Below are 15958 nucleotides of genomic sequence, written 5' to 3'. Positions count from 1 at the left end.
CACGCAAGATGTTTGGTTGGAAATCCTCGCTGGAAGTCTTCTGGTCAGAGATGTTCCACTTAGCTTGACAATTCAAGTGCCTAATATTCGCTATTGGCAACGACCTGCAAACAAAATGAATTCCCGCTATACCAGTATTTCCTACTATCATTCAATAATTCCCCGCTTTACACAATGATAAGGCAAAAATATATCTTACAAATTCAAATAAATTAAATGTATTTACAAGTTTATTTGTAAGCGCTTATAATATCTGGCGGAAAGGAGCGTTAGCTTGAAATCAAGAACAAATTGGAGAAGTTTCATTGAACTGACGATGTTGTATATCGCACTCTGTCTCAATCATGGCAACCAGAGAACTGATGTCTTTCAACTTCTCTGAAGCTCAGGAGGATGAAATGAGAAAAGCTGTTCATTTAAAGCTGGCACAAAGAAAATGGCTTGTTGCCGGCGCAACCGTTGTCGCTGGTGCTGCTGTCTTCGCAACTGCCAGCACCGCCGTTGAAGCTACTAACAATGCACAAAATAGTGCCACCACAACGCTAGTTAGCACGGATACACCGTCGACTACTGTGACCACACCGGCCGCTAATCCCAACTTAGCTCAGGGCACGGCCGCGACCGCCACCGGTCAGGAAAGTGATCAGTTCTCTGCAGCGATGGTCGTCGATGGTGATGCATCGACGCGCTGGGCGGGTGCTGCCGGAGAAACAAACGGTGATCAAACCTTAACTATCGATCTAGGGAAAGTTCAAACCATCAGCGAACTGGATCTGTCATTCAAGAGTACGACGACTGATTATGAAGTGTTAACCTCACCTGATGGAAAAAACTATACGCCTAGGCTGACGGTCAAAGATACCGAAGTCAAGAAAGCCTATTCCCTGCCAATCGTATTCAGCGCTACCCCTGTACGTTATATTCAGTATCACCAGCTCAAAAACACCAAGCCCTCTGGTAGCATAAACTGGTATGCCTCAAGCATATACGAGATTGAGGCCTATAGTGCCAAGCGGGTCTTGTCCAGTCTTCAACTTGATGCAAAACAAATTACATTGACTCCAGGGGAGAACAAAGACCTCACATACACAACAACGCCAACTGGGCTCGTACTTAACGAAGAGAACTCAAACCTTCAATGGTTCAGTAGCGATGACGCCATTGTCTCAGTGGCCAACGGAAAGCTCACGGCGATGGGCGCTGGCACTGCCACCGTTTCGTTGACTGATAAAGTCACTGGCCTTCACAGTGAAACTCAAGTGACTGTGCTCTCACAGATTGAATCTGACACGACCCTCGCCATGATGCGCGAACGCTGGCTTAATCGTCTGATGCCAAAGGCGCCAGATCTAACCAACCCGAACATCCGCGCTTATCTGAAGAGTGTTGCAGATAAGAGTGATGAGCTGTGGAACACAATGGACCGCAGTGCCGACCGGACGACTATCTGGGCCAAAGTACCAACTGCCTCCGCCTCCGCCGACATGACAAGTACTTTTGTTAATATCAAGGCTCTCACCTTAGGCTACTGCGATCCATTGAGCCAACAGTACAAAGATCCCGCAGTCTATCAAGCAATTATTGATGCGCTTGACTATATGATTACCACCAAAAAATACAACGGCACTTACCATTCAGATAACTGGTGGGACTGGAACATCGGCTCCTCACAGCCATTAGTTGATACACTGATGCTGCTCTATGATGATCTAAAAGCCAAGGACCCTACCGCATTGGCTAAATATGTCAAGCCCATCACTCTATATGATGCCGCGCCTGATGTTATGTTCACAGGCGGTAAGGCTACCGGCGCTAACCTGACAGATATTGCCCTAGCAGTTCTTGGCAGTGGCCTACTCGTTGATGACACCAACCGTATTGCGCTTGTTCAGCAGCAGATGCCAGAAGTACTCGGTTTCTCCCAGACCGGCGATGGTATGTATGCGGATGGCTCCTTTGTTCAACATGAGAAGCACGCCTACAACGGTGCATACGGTGCCGACATGTTACGAGGAATCGCCCGCATTGTTGCCACTCTAGACTCGACGCCATGGGCCATCAAGGACGAGCAACTCGTTCCATATTTTCAATATGTTCAAAAGGGCTCTGTTGAATTGATTGTTAATGGTCGGATGCCTTCAATGTTCTCAGGCCGTTCAATCTCCCGTGGCGCCGGCCTCTCCCCAGATGCGCCAGAGCTCTACTCCGGGAAAAAATCCTTTGATGGTTTATCAATGGTTGCCTCCATTGCCCCTGTCGCTCTGAGAAACGAAATATATCAGGAAATCGCAACCTCAATTCGCGAAGTTGGCGATCGGTTCAACTACTTTGAGAACCCCCGCGACTATGGCACTTTGGTCGACCTTCAAAAGGCCGTTGATGCTGGTCAAGGTCAAATCTCTGAACTGCCAGTTATCAATATTCTCGCCAAGATAAATAGGGTGGTGCAGCGAACACCTTCCTACTCTGTTGGCATCAGCATGTACTCTGATAAGGTCTTCACCTACGAATACGGTAACGGCGAAAACCGACACGCTTTCCATACCGCTGACGGTATGTTCTATCTTTACAACGATGATCTAACTCAATTTGGCGAAGGCTTCTGGCCGACCGTCGACCCTTATCGCTTGCCCGGGATCACTGTCGACACAATTCCTCTGGCAGATGGTGCTCACGCCGGTAAGACTAGCCCTGAAAAATGGGTTGGCGGTTCTAAGGATAATGAAGTTGCAGCCATTGGTATGGCACTCAATAAAACAAACCTTAAGCAAAATCTGATTGCCAAGAAGTCCTGGTTCCTGTTGAACGGCCAGATTGTCAATCTTGGAGCCGGCATCAATGGTTCAACTACGGCTGATATCGAAACCATTCTTGATAACCGTATTCTCAGCACACCTGACACCAAGGTTACAGTTGACGGGGCTGCTTTCAAAAATGGAACTACCGTTAACTCATGGGCCAACATCAACACCGGTAAAACTAAGACTAACGTCGGCTATATCGTCGCTGCTGGGAATGATAATGTCACCGCTTCCGAAGCGGCGCGTACCGGTAAATATGCTGATATCAACCCCACCCATGGCACGCCAAAAGTTTACACCTTCGACTACCTAACGTTGGCAATCAATCATGGCCAAAAAGTCACAAATGGCAAATACGAATATGTTACCGTTCCAGGCGCGACTGATGAGCAGATTGCCAAGCTGGCCGCTAACCCAGAGTATCAGGTTCTCGCAAACACGGCTGACGTTCAGGCCATCAAAGATGGTAACCGAATGCTGGCAAACGTCTGGACTAAAGCCGAAAACCTGTCCGACCTGCTTAGCGTTGATCAACCGAGCTCACTAATCGTTAAGGACCTTGGAAATAATGATTACCAGATTAACATCTCCGACCCCACTCAAAGCAACGAAAAAATCACCCTTAAATTCAATCACGACATCACTGCATCGGCAGATGTAGATTCCGTCTTCGCCGTGAAGGGTGATCTCCTCATCTTCGACTCAACTAACCTAAACGGCGCCAGTCGCAGTGTCACCATCCATGTGAACTCTCCGAAAGGTGAGCAGTCGGTAACTGACAAACCAGATACAACCAAACCAGTCGTCACCGAAAATCACGAAAGCAATAAACTGCAGAGTGGCTCTCATCAAAGTAACAGGTCGGCTGTTACGCAAACACCTGCAACCCAAAAGGCCACTAAAAAAGTGCTTAACTCCGATAAGCGTAAAACCAGCCTGCCAAACACAGGTGAAAGTATGTTCAGTGCGGTTCTTGCAGGTCTCATCGGCGCCGTTATTGTCGGAATCCTCGCTTTACAAATCTTTAATCACCGCAAGTACCTTAGTTAGCGATTATGTACAACGTTGAGATTTTTCCCAAATTGATATGTAGATAACCTGCACTACTCTGCCACAAAACAGCCCTTCCGCTGTATCAGTCGGAAGGGCTGTTTACTTTACATGTTTTGCTCTGCCGCGACAATCCGCGCCACGAATTCATCGGCCGTACCGCGGAGCAGCACACTGTTGTAACTCTCGAAGTATTGGCCGAAATCCTCTTGATTCACCGAATAACCCCGATAGTCATTGGCTAAGGTCACCAGTAACGTTGGCTTATCATCCGCGTGCCGAATGCGTGCGCCAAGCGTGTGCACCAGTTCGCCTGGATAAGTCACAATGCGCAAATCCCCACAATCCAAAATCGTACTATGCGCCTGAAAATGGGTATGGCCAAAATTGCGAATATGCTGATAGGTACTCAAGAAGCCTTTCAGCTCATCCTGTCTGGCTCCCGTCGCCGCTTGCGTTTCATTGTTTATTTTGGTCCACAAGACCTGGGCATCCGGATTAGTCATTGGGTTATAATCACTGGTCAATGTGACTTGCTGGCTTTGCAAGCGGCCGAGTGTAACGGGTTTGTCCACCGCTTTAATTAAGCCCGCCACGAGTTGCTCACTTTTTTGCATCACTTCATCAAAGGAGCTCTCCCGCCGGGTGTACCGAGTGCTGGTGTTCCCACAATCCGTTAGCATCACCACTGGTCGAATGCCGAAGCGTTTCTGATACGCCTGCCGTACCCCACCGACCAAATCGGCGGATAACTGGGTATTTTGGACGTTCATGATGGTCGGATGCGTCCCTAATAGGAGCAAAGCGCCAAGCAACTTATTGTCATCATCTAACGCCACTAATTGTGCCAGCTGGCGATTGTAAGGCATCGTCGCCTGATCCCGGTTCGCATAGATGCCATCAGGAACCGTCGCGGCCCGCAATGCCAAGCGTCCTGGCTGAGCGTTCTGGATGGCATTGGCCACAGCCTTCACCGTCTGCGTATCGATCTGCTGCCAATAGGTTTCATCGATGTCAGGGTAGTCGAGCAACAAATCCGTTACCGTGGGTCCTGAATGCGTGTGAATGGCGGCAATCACTACCTGCTCCGCCGGCACCTGCCATTGCGCGGTGATTTGCCGTTTAATGCGATCAGCGCGATAGCCCGGCACAGCCACAATATCAAGGGCGATGAAAAGTAGTCGCGTCTCCCCTTTTGCCAGATAAAACACCGATGTAGTCAAATGATCATGTCGTCCTGTGGAGCGGCGGCTTTCGTAGCCTTCCATCTCACACCCGATTTGCGGGTCAATCAACTGGTTGTCTGTTCCAATAAGCATTGCCGTGCCTCCTTAACCTAAACCCAGCTTAACACTTTTGACGAAAAATATCACTTATAAACTTTTTCTTGATATTTGTATCATCGATGCTATACTGACGTTGTAATGGTTTTCATTTTTCGTTAGGAGGCATTGTGATGAAAAGAATGAATCGCTTCTTCGATCATTTCCAAGAATTCATGGAAGCGAAGATTGTGCCTGTGGCCAATCGAATTTCCAACCAGCGTCATCTTGCGGCGTTGCGTGATGGTTTAACCAACTTGGTGCCCTTTACCATCATTGGTGGTATCGCGTTGATGATTGCGAACCCGCCAGTCAACACCGACTTGGTCAAGCCAACCAACTTCTTCAATAATTTTCTTTTGGCCTGGATGCACTGGGCGCAAGGCAATTATGATATTTTGACTGTTCCCTTCAATCTTTCAATCGGGATTATCTCAGTTTATGTGGTCTTAGGGGTTTCCTATCAACTCGCCAAGTCCTATAAAATGGCGGCTTTTCCTAATTCCCTAGTGGCGTTGATGACGTTCTTTGCCGTCGTTGCTGCACCCAAGACCGTCAATAAAGTGCTTCAAATCGACACGACATTATTAGGTTCTAATTCCATGTTCGCCGCCATTATCATTGCGCTACTCGTCATTGAAATTAACCGGTTCCTCATCGATCACAGGATTGCGATTCGGATGCCGAGTCAAGTCCCTCAAGCCGTGGCCGCACCATTCGAAGTGCTGCTGCCATTGATTGCTAACCTGCTGATTTTCGGCGGAATCAACGGCTTGTTGGGGCACTTCAACACCAACATCGGCACCTTTATCTTCGCGATTTTCCAGCCATTGATGCACGCCGGGGCTTCGCTCATTTCCATGATGATTTTGGTCGAAGTCGCCCTCATCTTCTGGTTCTTCGGGATTCATGGTGACAACATGATTTCGGCGGTCACGACGCCAATCTGGACCGCCGGCTTGGTTGAAAACCTGCAGGAATACGCTCAGCACAAGCCACTGACCAACATCTTCGTTGGGAACTTCACCTTCATCTTCGGTGAAGCCGCAGTATACATCGCCATTTTGGTCAGCATGTTAGTCTTCGCCAAGTCTCCACAGCTGAAATCCCTGTCACGGCTGGCTTGGCCAGCAACGCTGTTCAATATCAACGAACCGCAAGTCTTCGGGATCCCAACCGTGATGAACCTCTTCACCTTCATCCCTAGCTTCATCTGCTTGCTGATTGATATGCCAATTGCCTACTTCGCCACCACGCTTGGATTTATGGGTAAAACCGCGATGAGTGTGCCGTGGACTTTGCCCGCACCGCTCTATGCGTTGATTTCAACGCTTGATTGGCATTCACTGATTGTCTGGTTCCTGATTTTCGCGATTGATTTCGTGATTGTGGCGCCATTCATGATTGCTTATGATCGGCAACTCTCAATCAAAGATGAGCAAGGTGAACCCGCAGCTGAATAAGCGCAATTAGAAAACTAAGGAAACGTCTGCTTGCACGTTGCAACAGGCGTTTTCGTGCTACTATGTAAGTATCAAAAACGAAGGATGGTTTGATATGGACCTGGAGGAACGCATTGGGATTTATTACACGACCCTAACCAAAACTGAACGCCGCGTCTACCAAGCCATCCTGGCCAACCCTGCCGCGTCTGCGGAACGCTCAATTCAGGAGGCCGCTAAGCAATACAACGTCTCAGTCGCCTCCATTCAGCGTTTTGTTAAAAAGGTAGGCTATAAAGGTTATCCCGAATTCAAACTCGATGTCGCCAAGCTCCTGGCCGCACCAGCGCCTGAAGCAGCACAGTCGACGCGCCTTCAACGTATCATGGCCGGCTACACAAAAACCTTCCAAATTCTCGCACAGATGGATCTAGAACAACCGTTAAATCGCCTCGTTGCTGCCATCCATAATCACGCCAGCGTCAAAGCCATTGGGATTGGGAACTCTGGGCTTTCAGCGGAGCAGCTAGTCTATTCCATGTATTCAGAGGACCGATTCATTGAACCAGTCACCGACCAAATTCGGGTCGACTACCTCACCCACGCGTTAACCAAAGATGACCTGCTGATTATCTTCTCGATCACGGCTTCTGTTCATTCCTATCAGGCCCTGCTCACCCGGGCCAAGCGCCTACACACGCCAGTTTTTCTCATCACGATGAATCAAGAAACACCATTACTGAAATTAGCACCAGAAACCATTATCTTGCCTTCCACGCATATCACCGAAGTCGATAACACGCCGCATCAAATTGATAATCGGACGATTTTGTACAGTTTTGCGGAAGTCATTTCGTATTATTATGCGACAAGTGAATAAGCTCAGCGTAAAGAACCAGCCTCGTCAACAAGTGGTTAACGAGGCCGGTTCTTTGCATTACTGATCGATTATTTGCGTTTGTGGATTCTCAGCTAACGTCTGCTTTAGTAACGAATAGCTTCGATAAACAATCAGCCCATTCTTTGCGTAGAATCTTTGGGCGTCTCCATCGGTCCAAAAAAAATACACGTGATAGATATGTTGCTTTACCATTGTGATCAACATGGTATGGAAAAGGACATACCCTAGGTGCTGACGACGCATATCGCTTCTGACGCCAAAGGGGCCAAACCGCCCAGCGCTAGCATCAATCGCCCGCTGACAGTAACCATTAATTTCATCGTGTTGATTAACTGCAACGATGATGGTCCTTGACGCCAAGCCGCTTTTGATTGCCTGGCGCACATTGACTTGCCAATCTGGGGCAAAGTCTTGGCTAAGCAACATTAAAAGCGAATAGGTATCACTCAGTTGGAATGGCCTGATTTTAATCCCCAAAGCTTCGACTTGGGTTAATACTTGGTCGAAATTGATTGGCCGGTGGTAATTCACTAAGGAGCGCTGCATCGACACGGCCTCACCGCTCTTCACAAAACCTAACTTCTGAAAGAATGGCAACGCGTTCGGGTAGGCGGCTGTATCCACGCCTGGAAAGAGATAACTTGCAGGGTACGCGGCGAGGGTAATCTGCTGAGCACCTTCACCAACAAAAATCTGCTGAATACGAGTCACCAGACTCGCTCCCCGCCTTTGATGCTGTGCTTGCGGCAAAACGCCCATCGCGATCAGCCACCCTTGCCGTGTTGCCTGGTCGGCTGTTGCCCAGAGAAAACCGACCACCTGGCGGCCGTCAAGCATTAAAAGAAAATGCTGCGCATCGAACTTTGAATCCAGTAAAACTCGGTTCGTGAAGCCGGCAAGATCGATTGGATCAGCCGCCAAGGTTTGATTCCAGACCTGAATCGTGGCATCGAGATACTGGGACGAAAAAGTTGCGATTGCCATTGTTTCCTCCCCTAATCGTTTCTGAAGCCGCTGAAACGACACTAAAATTCAGTGATAAAGTGTGCAATTTGCTTTCCACCTGTCAATGCAATCAGGTCATGCACGCAACGCTTCTGAGTTGCGTCGAACAACTTGTCCAGTTGGGCAGTGGTCAGAAAGCTTAGAAAAATCGCGGCCAGGGTTTGCGGCGAGACGAGTTCCTGCGTTATTTCTGCGGTGTAATCGACCCCCTGGGCGTTCAAAGTATAGGTGCCAGAATTCCAAGGCGCGGACTCGTCTTTCACACTAAACTGAATGCTCTGTTGGATTGGAAAAGCACTTAACCAGAATTGAAAGAAGGCAGGTATATCAACAATTCTTGCCATCGTGTCCTGGTAAATATACTGTTCAATTCGCGGATCGTCGAAGTCAAAACTAAGCGCCTTGGCGGTCGTTGACATCCCAACGATTTTAAACACGTTAGATTGATGGGCAGCAAGAAAGCCTAGCAACTGTTGCCGCCAATGATTTTCAGCGGCAATCAAATCAACCACTTCAATCGTAGTATCCACCTTACGATAGCTCAGATAAGCAACCACCGATGAGTGAAGGTACAGCAGGGCATAATTCAAGTCTGGATACTGGGCCGCTTGCCGCTGCCACCATGGGGCATCCCGAAATGGCATACCGTGAGTTTGATGAACCTCTTGCGTGTACAGCGCTTGGATCGCATCAATTTGATCACCTGTCAATTCTGCCGGCTGCTTCCTCGCTACAGTATAAACGCGATCGATGGGAAAATTCGGATAGCGTTCCACAGGTATTTCATAATGAAGGCGCTGCGTATACAGCTCGTACCCAAATTGCCGGTAAAATGAAGGCGCAAATGGCTGCAATATCGCCACGACTTGCCCAAGCCGATGTGCCTCCATTAAGCTTTGGCGAACCAATTGGGTGGCGATTCCACGCCCGCGTGCTTCGGGGTAGACGCCAACATGGTTAATACCCACGGCTCTTAACGACTGGCCATAAAAATTCACAGTAAGAGGCAGATTAATCAATTGGCCTTTTAGTTCATCATCGTCAAACGCCCCGATTCCTTGGCCCATGTTGAGCAGACACCGGTAGTCCTTGGCCTTCTGCGCCGTGTATTGTGAATGAAAAACATATTTTCGAAGTTCAATCGATTGATCAACATCAGATTGGGTTTGAAAACCTCGAACTTGCATGTTTTCGCTCCCTCCTTAATTTTTAAACTGTGACTTATAGTTTTTAGCTAAGCGCTTAGAAGCGGTAATGGCAGCAAAACTGCGATCAAAGTCCTGACTGAAGTAGAGATATAGAATGACGTCAATGACGAAAAACTGGCCTGTAATCGAGTTCGTCGCCCCCACACGAACATCTGGCTCCATCGGTTTAATGGTTTTCAGTGAAACATCACCTAATTTAGCCAAGTGGTTCTGGCCGAACATCGTCAAGGTAATCAAAAACAAGCCGCTCTCCTTAGCATAATTCGCTACGTATAAGATTTCCGGTGTCTCACCTGAATTTGAAACGAGCCACAGCGTATCGTCTTTGGTGGCGTTGCTTAACTCCGTCAAAAATACATTGACATCACGGCCAACCACGACGCGCAAGCCGATTCTGGCCCATTTTTGCCGAATATTTTCTGCCGCCAAAGAAGACGCGCCGACCCCAAAGACATAAAGCGTATTGGTTTGTTTGAGGCGGTTCACTGCTTTGTTGCAATCATCTGACTTCAGTAAGCTCTTGGTCTGCTCAATATTTTTGGTCTCATTTTCAGCTAACTTGTCGCGAATCGAGCCAAAGGATTCATTGGCTTTGATATCAAGCTGTTTCTCGTCGTCTTCTTTTCCTTCAACCAGATCCATCGAGAGCATAATCTTCATCGCCGTGAAGGAATCAATATCAAGTTTCTTCACCATTCTGACCACTGTCGCAGAACTCGCACCTGCCAGCTTGGCAAGCTGATCCACGCTATAATTAACCGTTTCCTCCGGATGTTCTAACACGTATTGCGCAACCTTCGACTCTGCGGCAGTGAGATCATCTTGGCTGATACGAACTCGATTCTGAAAATTCATCTTGATTCCCCCTTAAAGAAGAAAAAAGTTCTGATAAGCCTGTTATCAAAACTTTTCCCGGATTTGTTTTTTTAATGCGGATGATTTTTGCTCAAGGCTTGCATTTTCCGCACGCGATTGGCCAACCACCCTTTGCCTTCTCCCGCCATAAACAGCTTATAGTTTCTAGTCGCTGCCATGAAAAAGACAATGCATCCAAACAAGAAAACGACTTGAAAGGCAATCAGGGCAATTCGATTATTCGTGATGGCCTGCGCCACAATGAGCAAGATAAAGCTGGCAAAGCCAACAAGTGTCCCGTAAATTCGGTGGCCACTTTGATAAACCCAACCCACCAGCGCTAGCGCAGCCGTAAAGAGCACCGCCAATACTAAAAACATCATAATCGCATAACCCATTAGTATCATCCTCTCAGTAACGGTAATAAGCACGGCTTTCCTGCCAGAATTTGTGGTCAGTTACCCCACTCAACTCAATGCCAGCGTCAAGATCCGCAATTGTTTGCAGCTGGCGGCCTGCTAAATATTCGATAAACCGATGCTTCGTACCAATTACAGGCGACACCAGATCCATGGTGAACCGATCTGGCCAAAGTGTCATCATTGCTTTCAACACATTATACCCTAATGTAAGCGGATTAAATGCATTATCCATGATGTGCACTTGCACGCCTTGGCAAATCTCATGTGTGTGCTTGGAGGCTAGCGGTTCAAACCAGACTGGTTGAAACCGAAGATGGTCGTCCTGCGCTGCAGTTTCAGTCAAGCAATTCGCCAGTTGATTCGCATCGATCCAAGGAGCTCCAAATTGTTCGAATGGCTTCACCGTGCCGCGGCCTTCAGAGACATTCGTGCCTTCCAGTAAACACAGTCCTGGATATAACCGCAACGCATCCAAAGTGGCCAGATTAGGCGAAGGGGCAACCCACGGTAGACCATTATCTAACAAGTTTCGACTAGCATCCCAGCCCCGCATGATTGCGACGGTTAATTGCAACTGCGGTGTTAGGTGATCTTTAATCCATGCCGCCAACTCGCCAATGGTTAGCTCATAGCGATTCGGTAAGGGCAGCAGGCCCACGAATGAGAAATAATCATGGGTCATCGCTTGTCCCACCGGCTGCTGCCGCCCTAAGGGTAAAGGCCGGTCAAAAACCAACACTGGCATGTTCGCCTGCGCTGCGGCTTGCATCGACTCTAGCAAGGTGTAGATATACGTGTAGTAGCGGACACCGATGTCTTGGATATCAAAGGCCAACACATCGATATCAGTGAAATCATCCCCTGCAGGTGCGCGGTGGCTACCGTAAAGGCTGACAACTTCAAGGTTAAGTGCATTATCGAAGTAGCTCTCAACGCTTTCACCTGCACCGGCAATTCCGTGAAGGCCATGTTCTGGTGTAAATAGCTTAGTGACACCAGCGCTAAGCTCGTTCAATACCTGGTACGTTGGCTTAAACGTCGCGGTTAACCCGCTGAAGTTTGTCACTAACCCTACGCGTTTGCCCGCAAGTAACGCCGCGTATTCGTTAACGGCTTCGTTGCCTAGCTCCATCGTCATCAGCCAATCCTGAACATTTTTTCAGCCACTTCAGGCATATCTTCTTCATCGATGCGCTCCACAGAAAAGAACTGATTGCCCTTGGCCATTTTGGTCTTAAATTGCTCAATTTTCTTCTGATCGCCTTGAATTTCGACCACGATGGTACCCTCAGGCCCTCTTGAGGAGACACCCGTTAAGCCTAATGGCATCGCATAGCGTTGTGCCACATACTTAACGCCTCCCTCAGAAAGATTGCCGTGAATCGTTAATTTTTTACGCATCGATCTAAACCTCCTAAATACTATGCTGTCGCGGACGTACCAGCTGCTTCAGCGTCTTCTTCCGCTTTTTCTTCACGTTCTTGCTTCAACAACTGTTTATCATACATCATTGTGAATGGATAGTAGATAGCCAGGTAAATGGCAAAGTTGAGGAGCATGAGCACAACGGCCCGCACATCGGCTTGCGTAATCATGTAACCCATGATTGGGAATGGCACCGTGAATGGCGCAAGCATTGAAGTTTTATTCACGAGATCAAAGTACATCGCAAAGTAAGTAATCGTGGAAGTGATGAACGGTCCGACAATAAATGGAATGGCCAGCAGTGGGTTCAAAACAACAGGCGCCCCGAAAATAATAGGTTCGTTAATATTGAAGACCCCAGGGATAAAGGCCAATTTACCAATTTGCTTTAAGTAAGCTGACTTCGCAAATAGCATGGCAATCAAGCAAAGGGCTAACGTACCACCTGAACCGCCAATCCAAACAAAGGTGTAGAAACCTTCTGTCGCAATGTTGGCAGCGGCATGACCGGCAGCGACGGCATCAGCATTTTGCTGCCAGAGAATCAGCCAAAATGGCCGCACCAGATTACCGATAATCGAATCGCCATGAATACCAGTTGCCCAGAGTAGGGTAATCAGAAGTGGTGGTAAGACAAGGCCAAAGTATGAGTTCATGCCAACATCAACAATTGGCTTGAAGAGTGTCATCAAAGCACTATTAATGTTGAAGTGAAGCACACCAGAAATTACCCAAACAACAATGATAACGACCGCTGATGGAATGATAGCGGCAAATGATTTGGAAACTGATTCCGGAACTTGATCTGGCATCTTAATGGTGATGTTATGTTTGGCACAAAAATGAATGATTTCTGTTGAGAAAATCGCGACAATAATCGCAGTAAACATACCAGATCCACCAAGATAAGTCATTGGCATTACCATGCCCAATGAAACCTTGGCATTAGCAGCATCATTGGCTAAGACTGGAATGGTGGTCATCAAGAAGGCGCCCATCGAGATCAACCCACTTGATAATGCATCCAGTTCGTAATGCTTAGCCAGTTGATACCCGATCCCAAAAGCAGCGTAAACCGCCATCAAACCAACGGTGATCCGGTAAGGTAACATGATTGTTGCCACATACGGGGCTACGAACTTAGTCCAAGCCCCAATTGGAAACTGAGCAATCAGAACAAAGAAGCTACCTAACATCACCAACGGCATGGTGGCGATAATCCCATCACGAATCGAGACCAAGTATCGGTTCTGGGAAAGTTTAACCATCGGTGGCATCATTTTAGCTTCAATCCAATTTAAAAACTTTTGCATGTTGACATCCCTTTCTGCAAACGCTTTATTTGCAACTACAGTATAGCATCTTGATTTTATGTTTCAATCATTTTGTTAAAAAAATGAAATTTCATTTCTAAGCTTGAACTAATCAGCTGCCGTAAAAGTGAATTTGGTCCAAGGATACAGGTACTTCAGCAGTGGTAGCTCTGCGTCATCAATGCTGCCTACTTTATTTTTTCTCAGGTCATGGTGCGGTTTAAGCACCACTTGAAGTTCGTTTTTATACACGCCAAAGTCATCATTGCCAATCAGAATATCACCACGCTCAAAATCGTGCGTATTGTCATGGGGTCGGTTAGCATCTGGCCGATATTTCACACGCGACTCGGTGGAGCGAGCCACCAGTGCATTACTATCGCCGCGCCGATAATGGTTTTCTTGTAACAAGATTTGGCGCTCAACCGGGTTGATCCCGGCCACTGTCTGCACGTTGAAACTTAACTTGTAACGATCTAATGCAGCCAACGCCTTCAATTCCGCCTCGCTGGCATACGCATTGCCGATGATGACATCATCGATTAAGCCGCTCATAAACATCGACTTGGCTTGAGTGGTGATGGGCAAGTAGCGGTCGCTTTCTCTTGTTGGTAAACCATCATTAACGTTCCACGGGCCTTGCGTTCCTACCTGGCTCGACACAAATGCCGCCGTGTGAATGCCCCGGCTCTTGAAACGCTTCGTGCAGCGTTCAAAAAATTCATCTTCCAGCCCTGTCCCCACCTGAGGATAAAAGTTGTGACAGCCATATAAAAACGGCACATTAGCCTGATAGCTCAAGATATTGTCCAGATATCCGGTATCATTGCTCATGTTCAATTCAATAATTAACTGCTCAGGATTGTAGGAAAGATCAGCTTCGGTAATGCCATTAAACCCTTGGTCCAATCGCACTGCAGCAACGCCAATCCGCTTAAAAAACGCAAGATCAGTGTAAGAAATACCTAGTTGATCAAAAATCCGTGGTGAAACGTCCAGGGTGGTTTTGAAACCGTGTTGATTCCCAAATTCGATAATCCGGCGAAATTTTTCCTCGGTGGCTTTGACGTCATTCGCCTCAAGCATGCTCATAAAGATGCGTGTGAAACCGTACTTTTCGCCCAACAGCAAATAGGCTTTATCTTCCGCCTCATTGCTGTGGTTGGGATAGATTGACAGACCCAGTTGTCTCATTGTCATAATGACTAATTTCCTTCCTTTGCTTTAAACCAGTAGAATGCACCACAAGCATTATTCCGCGTCGTCGTCAGGAATTGCACGTTAGATTGCTGGTTTTTAATTGCCTTTTCAAAGGCCTGGCGATAGGTTTTGTTGTGTAACAAAACGGTCCCCGACTCTGCCACTTTGAGAGGTCCATCAGGGTTAACTCGGGTAATCATCAATCCTACTTGATCTGCTAATGCAGTGGCGGCCTGCTCGATGATGCTTTTTGCAGTGTCATCTTGCTCCGCCAGCGCAGCGGTGATCATGGCAAATTCTGCAATCTCTTTGCGCGACATGCTGTAAACCCGTGATACCAATTCATTAACTGTTTGCGCTGGCGTCTGATCAAGAAATAGCTGAACAAAAACCGGCGCCTCTTGTGTATCCTGGAAGTGGGTGATGGCTTGCAACGTCCGGCGAGCAATATCGTAAGCACTCCCCTCATCACCAATCAAGTATCCCCAGCCACCAACGCGGAGAATATGATGCTCCTGTTTGGCAAACACTGCAGACCCAGTACCAGCGATAGCCAAGATGCCATTGGCACCTTCGAGGGTATTCCACAAGCCCAGTGTCGCATCACTCATCAATTCGATGGGACCAGCGTAGCTTTTGCTGAGGTGCTTTAGCAATGCTGGTGCTCCACCGGCAGTTTCTGCACCGGCAATGCCAATCACAATGCCCTCACATGATGTCAACGCGTAATCATGCCCAATTTCCTCTAATACTTTGACCAGATTATTCTTGGTTTCCTCAAAATTTACCAGCAGATTACCTTGCCCGGCTTGATAAGTACTTAGCACCTCGCCATCTAAACTGATGACCTGAGCAACAATATGGGTCCCACCGCTGTCGATTCCTATCACAAACCGCATTTTGACACTTCCTTTTGTCTTGACTAACGAATTGACTACGGTTACATTATAAACGTAAGAAACAACATTTCAAATATTTCATGTATTTTAAGATTTTTTATTTCAAAGAGGCAAA

At 47.6% G+C, this 15958-nt stretch carries 13 protein-coding genes; 3 read left to right on the top strand and 10 right to left on the bottom strand.

Going from position 1 to position 15958, the window contains the following annotated elements; all coding sequences use genetic code 11:
* Positions 1-398 precede the first annotated feature (398 nt).
* Positions 399-3851, top strand: coding sequence for a polysaccharide lyase family 8 super-sandwich domain-containing protein (locus JUF11_RS04670; protein WP_204118559.1), 3453 nt, complete (start codon positions 399-401; stop codon positions 3849-3851).
* A 107-nt stretch (positions 3852-3958) separates the two neighbouring features.
* Here JUF11_RS04670 and JUF11_RS04665 read toward each other — a convergent pair whose 3' ends face one another.
* Positions 3959-5170: a neutral/alkaline non-lysosomal ceramidase N-terminal domain-containing protein gene (locus tag JUF11_RS04665; RefSeq protein ID WP_204118558.1), complete on the bottom strand. Its 1212-nt coding sequence runs from the start codon at positions 5168-5170 to the stop codon at positions 3959-3961.
* A 137-nt stretch (positions 5171-5307) separates the two neighbouring features.
* Here JUF11_RS04665 and JUF11_RS04660 point away from each other — a divergent pair, with 137 nt between their 5' ends.
* Positions 5308-6636, top strand: coding sequence for a PTS sugar transporter subunit IIC (locus JUF11_RS04660; RefSeq protein WP_204118557.1), 1329 nt, complete (start codon positions 5308-5310; stop codon positions 6634-6636).
* A 94-nt stretch (positions 6637-6730) separates the two neighbouring features.
* Positions 6731-7495 carry a MurR/RpiR family transcriptional regulator gene (locus JUF11_RS04655; protein ID WP_204118556.1) on the top strand — a complete coding sequence of 255 codons (765 nt, stop codon included), beginning with the start codon at positions 6731-6733 and terminating at the stop codon, positions 7493-7495.
* A 57-nt stretch (positions 7496-7552) separates the two neighbouring features.
* On the opposite strand, the gene JUF11_RS04650 is transcribed toward JUF11_RS04655, so the two are convergent.
* The 9 genes from JUF11_RS04650 to JUF11_RS04610 form a co-directional block, all read right to left on the bottom strand.
* Entirely contained in the window at positions 7553-8437 is an 885-nt protein-coding gene (locus tag JUF11_RS04650; RefSeq protein ID WP_204118555.1) for a GNAT family N-acetyltransferase, read from the bottom strand.
* A 104-nt stretch (positions 8438-8541) separates the two neighbouring features.
* The gene (locus tag JUF11_RS04645; protein WP_204118554.1) at positions 8542-9708 is read right to left on the bottom strand and encodes a GNAT family N-acetyltransferase; all 1167 of its coding nucleotides are present in this window, start codon (positions 9706-9708) and stop codon (positions 8542-8544) included.
* Positions 9709-9723: 15 nt separating this feature from the next.
* Positions 9724-10584, bottom strand: a complete 861-nt coding sequence (locus tag JUF11_RS04640) for a MurR/RpiR family transcriptional regulator (RefSeq protein ID WP_204118553.1) — start codon at positions 10582-10584, stop codon at positions 9724-9726.
* 71 nt (positions 10585-10655) lie between these two features.
* Positions 10656-10982, bottom strand: a complete 327-nt coding sequence (locus JUF11_RS04635) for a hypothetical protein (protein WP_204118552.1) — start codon at positions 10980-10982, stop codon at positions 10656-10658.
* Between the two features lie 13 nt (positions 10983-10995).
* The gene (locus tag JUF11_RS04630; RefSeq protein WP_204118551.1) at positions 10996-12144 is read right to left on the bottom strand and encodes an exo-beta-N-acetylmuramidase NamZ family protein; all 1149 of its coding nucleotides are present in this window, start codon (positions 12142-12144) and stop codon (positions 10996-10998) included.
* Positions 12144-12407 (bottom strand): acylphosphatase, encoded by a 264-nt coding sequence (locus JUF11_RS04625; RefSeq protein WP_204118550.1) that lies wholly within the window; start codon positions 12405-12407, stop codon positions 12144-12146. The genes JUF11_RS04630 and JUF11_RS04625 overlap by 1 nt, the downstream gene beginning before the upstream one ends.
* 20 nt (positions 12408-12427) lie before the next feature.
* Positions 12428-13744: a PTS sugar transporter subunit IIC gene (locus JUF11_RS04620; RefSeq protein ID WP_204118549.1), complete on the bottom strand. Its 1317-nt coding sequence runs from the start codon at positions 13742-13744 to the stop codon at positions 12428-12430.
* 108 nt (positions 13745-13852) lie between these two features.
* Positions 13853-14944, bottom strand: a complete 1092-nt coding sequence (locus tag JUF11_RS04615) for a DUF871 domain-containing protein (RefSeq protein ID WP_204118548.1) — start codon at positions 14942-14944, stop codon at positions 13853-13855.
* A gap of 5 nt (positions 14945-14949) precedes the next feature.
* Positions 14950-15843 carry a BadF/BadG/BcrA/BcrD ATPase family protein gene (locus tag JUF11_RS04610; protein ID WP_204118547.1) on the bottom strand — a complete coding sequence of 298 codons (894 nt, stop codon included), beginning with the start codon at positions 15841-15843 and terminating at the stop codon, positions 14950-14952.
* Positions 15844-15958 lie beyond the last annotated feature (115 nt).

This window comes from Lacticaseibacillus suilingensis (assembly GCF_016861845.1).
Classification (GTDB): Bacteria; Bacillota; Bacilli; order Lactobacillales; family Lactobacillaceae; genus Lacticaseibacillus; species Lacticaseibacillus suilingensis.
This window is presented reverse-complemented; position numbering and strand designations above follow the sequence as displayed.

Bases quoted from the DNA above. Each gene is read 5' to 3' on its own strand.
- JUF11_RS04615 (WP_204118548.1), bottom strand. From the start codon at position 14,944: ATGACAATGAGACAACTGGGTCTGTCAATCTATCCCAACCACAGCAAT.
- JUF11_RS04665 (WP_204118558.1), bottom strand. From the start codon at position 5,170: ATGCTTATTGGAACAGACAACCAGTTGATTGACCCGCAAATCGGGTGT.
- JUF11_RS04670 (WP_204118559.1), top strand. From the start codon at position 399: ATGAGAAAAGCTGTTCATTTAAAGCTGGCACAAAGAAAATGGCTTGTT.
- JUF11_RS04655 (WP_204118556.1), top strand. From the start codon at position 6,731: ATGGACCTGGAGGAACGCATTGGGATTTATTACACGACCCTAACCAAA.
- JUF11_RS04640 (WP_204118553.1), bottom strand. From the start codon at position 10,584: ATGAATTTTCAGAATCGAGTTCGTATCAGCCAAGATGATCTCACTGCC.
- JUF11_RS04660 (WP_204118557.1), top strand. From the start codon at position 5,308: ATGAAAAGAATGAATCGCTTCTTCGATCATTTCCAAGAATTCATGGAA.
- JUF11_RS04630 (WP_204118551.1), bottom strand. From the start codon at position 12,144: ATGACGATGGAGCTAGGCAACGAAGCCGTTAACGAATACGCGGCGTTA.
- JUF11_RS04620 (WP_204118549.1), bottom strand. From the start codon at position 13,744: ATGCAAAAGTTTTTAAATTGGATTGAAGCTAAAATGATGCCACCGATG.
- JUF11_RS04645 (WP_204118554.1), bottom strand. From the start codon at position 9,708: ATGCAAGTTCGAGGTTTTCAAACCCAATCTGATGTTGATCAATCGATT.
- JUF11_RS04610 (WP_204118547.1), bottom strand. From the start codon at position 15,843: ATGCGGTTTGTGATAGGAATCGACAGCGGTGGGACCCATATTGTTGCT.
- JUF11_RS04625 (WP_204118550.1), bottom strand. From the start codon at position 12,407: ATGCGTAAAAAATTAACGATTCACGGCAATCTTTCTGAGGGAGGCGTT.
- JUF11_RS04635 (WP_204118552.1), bottom strand. From the start codon at position 10,982: ATGGGTTATGCGATTATGATGTTTTTAGTATTGGCGGTGCTCTTTACG.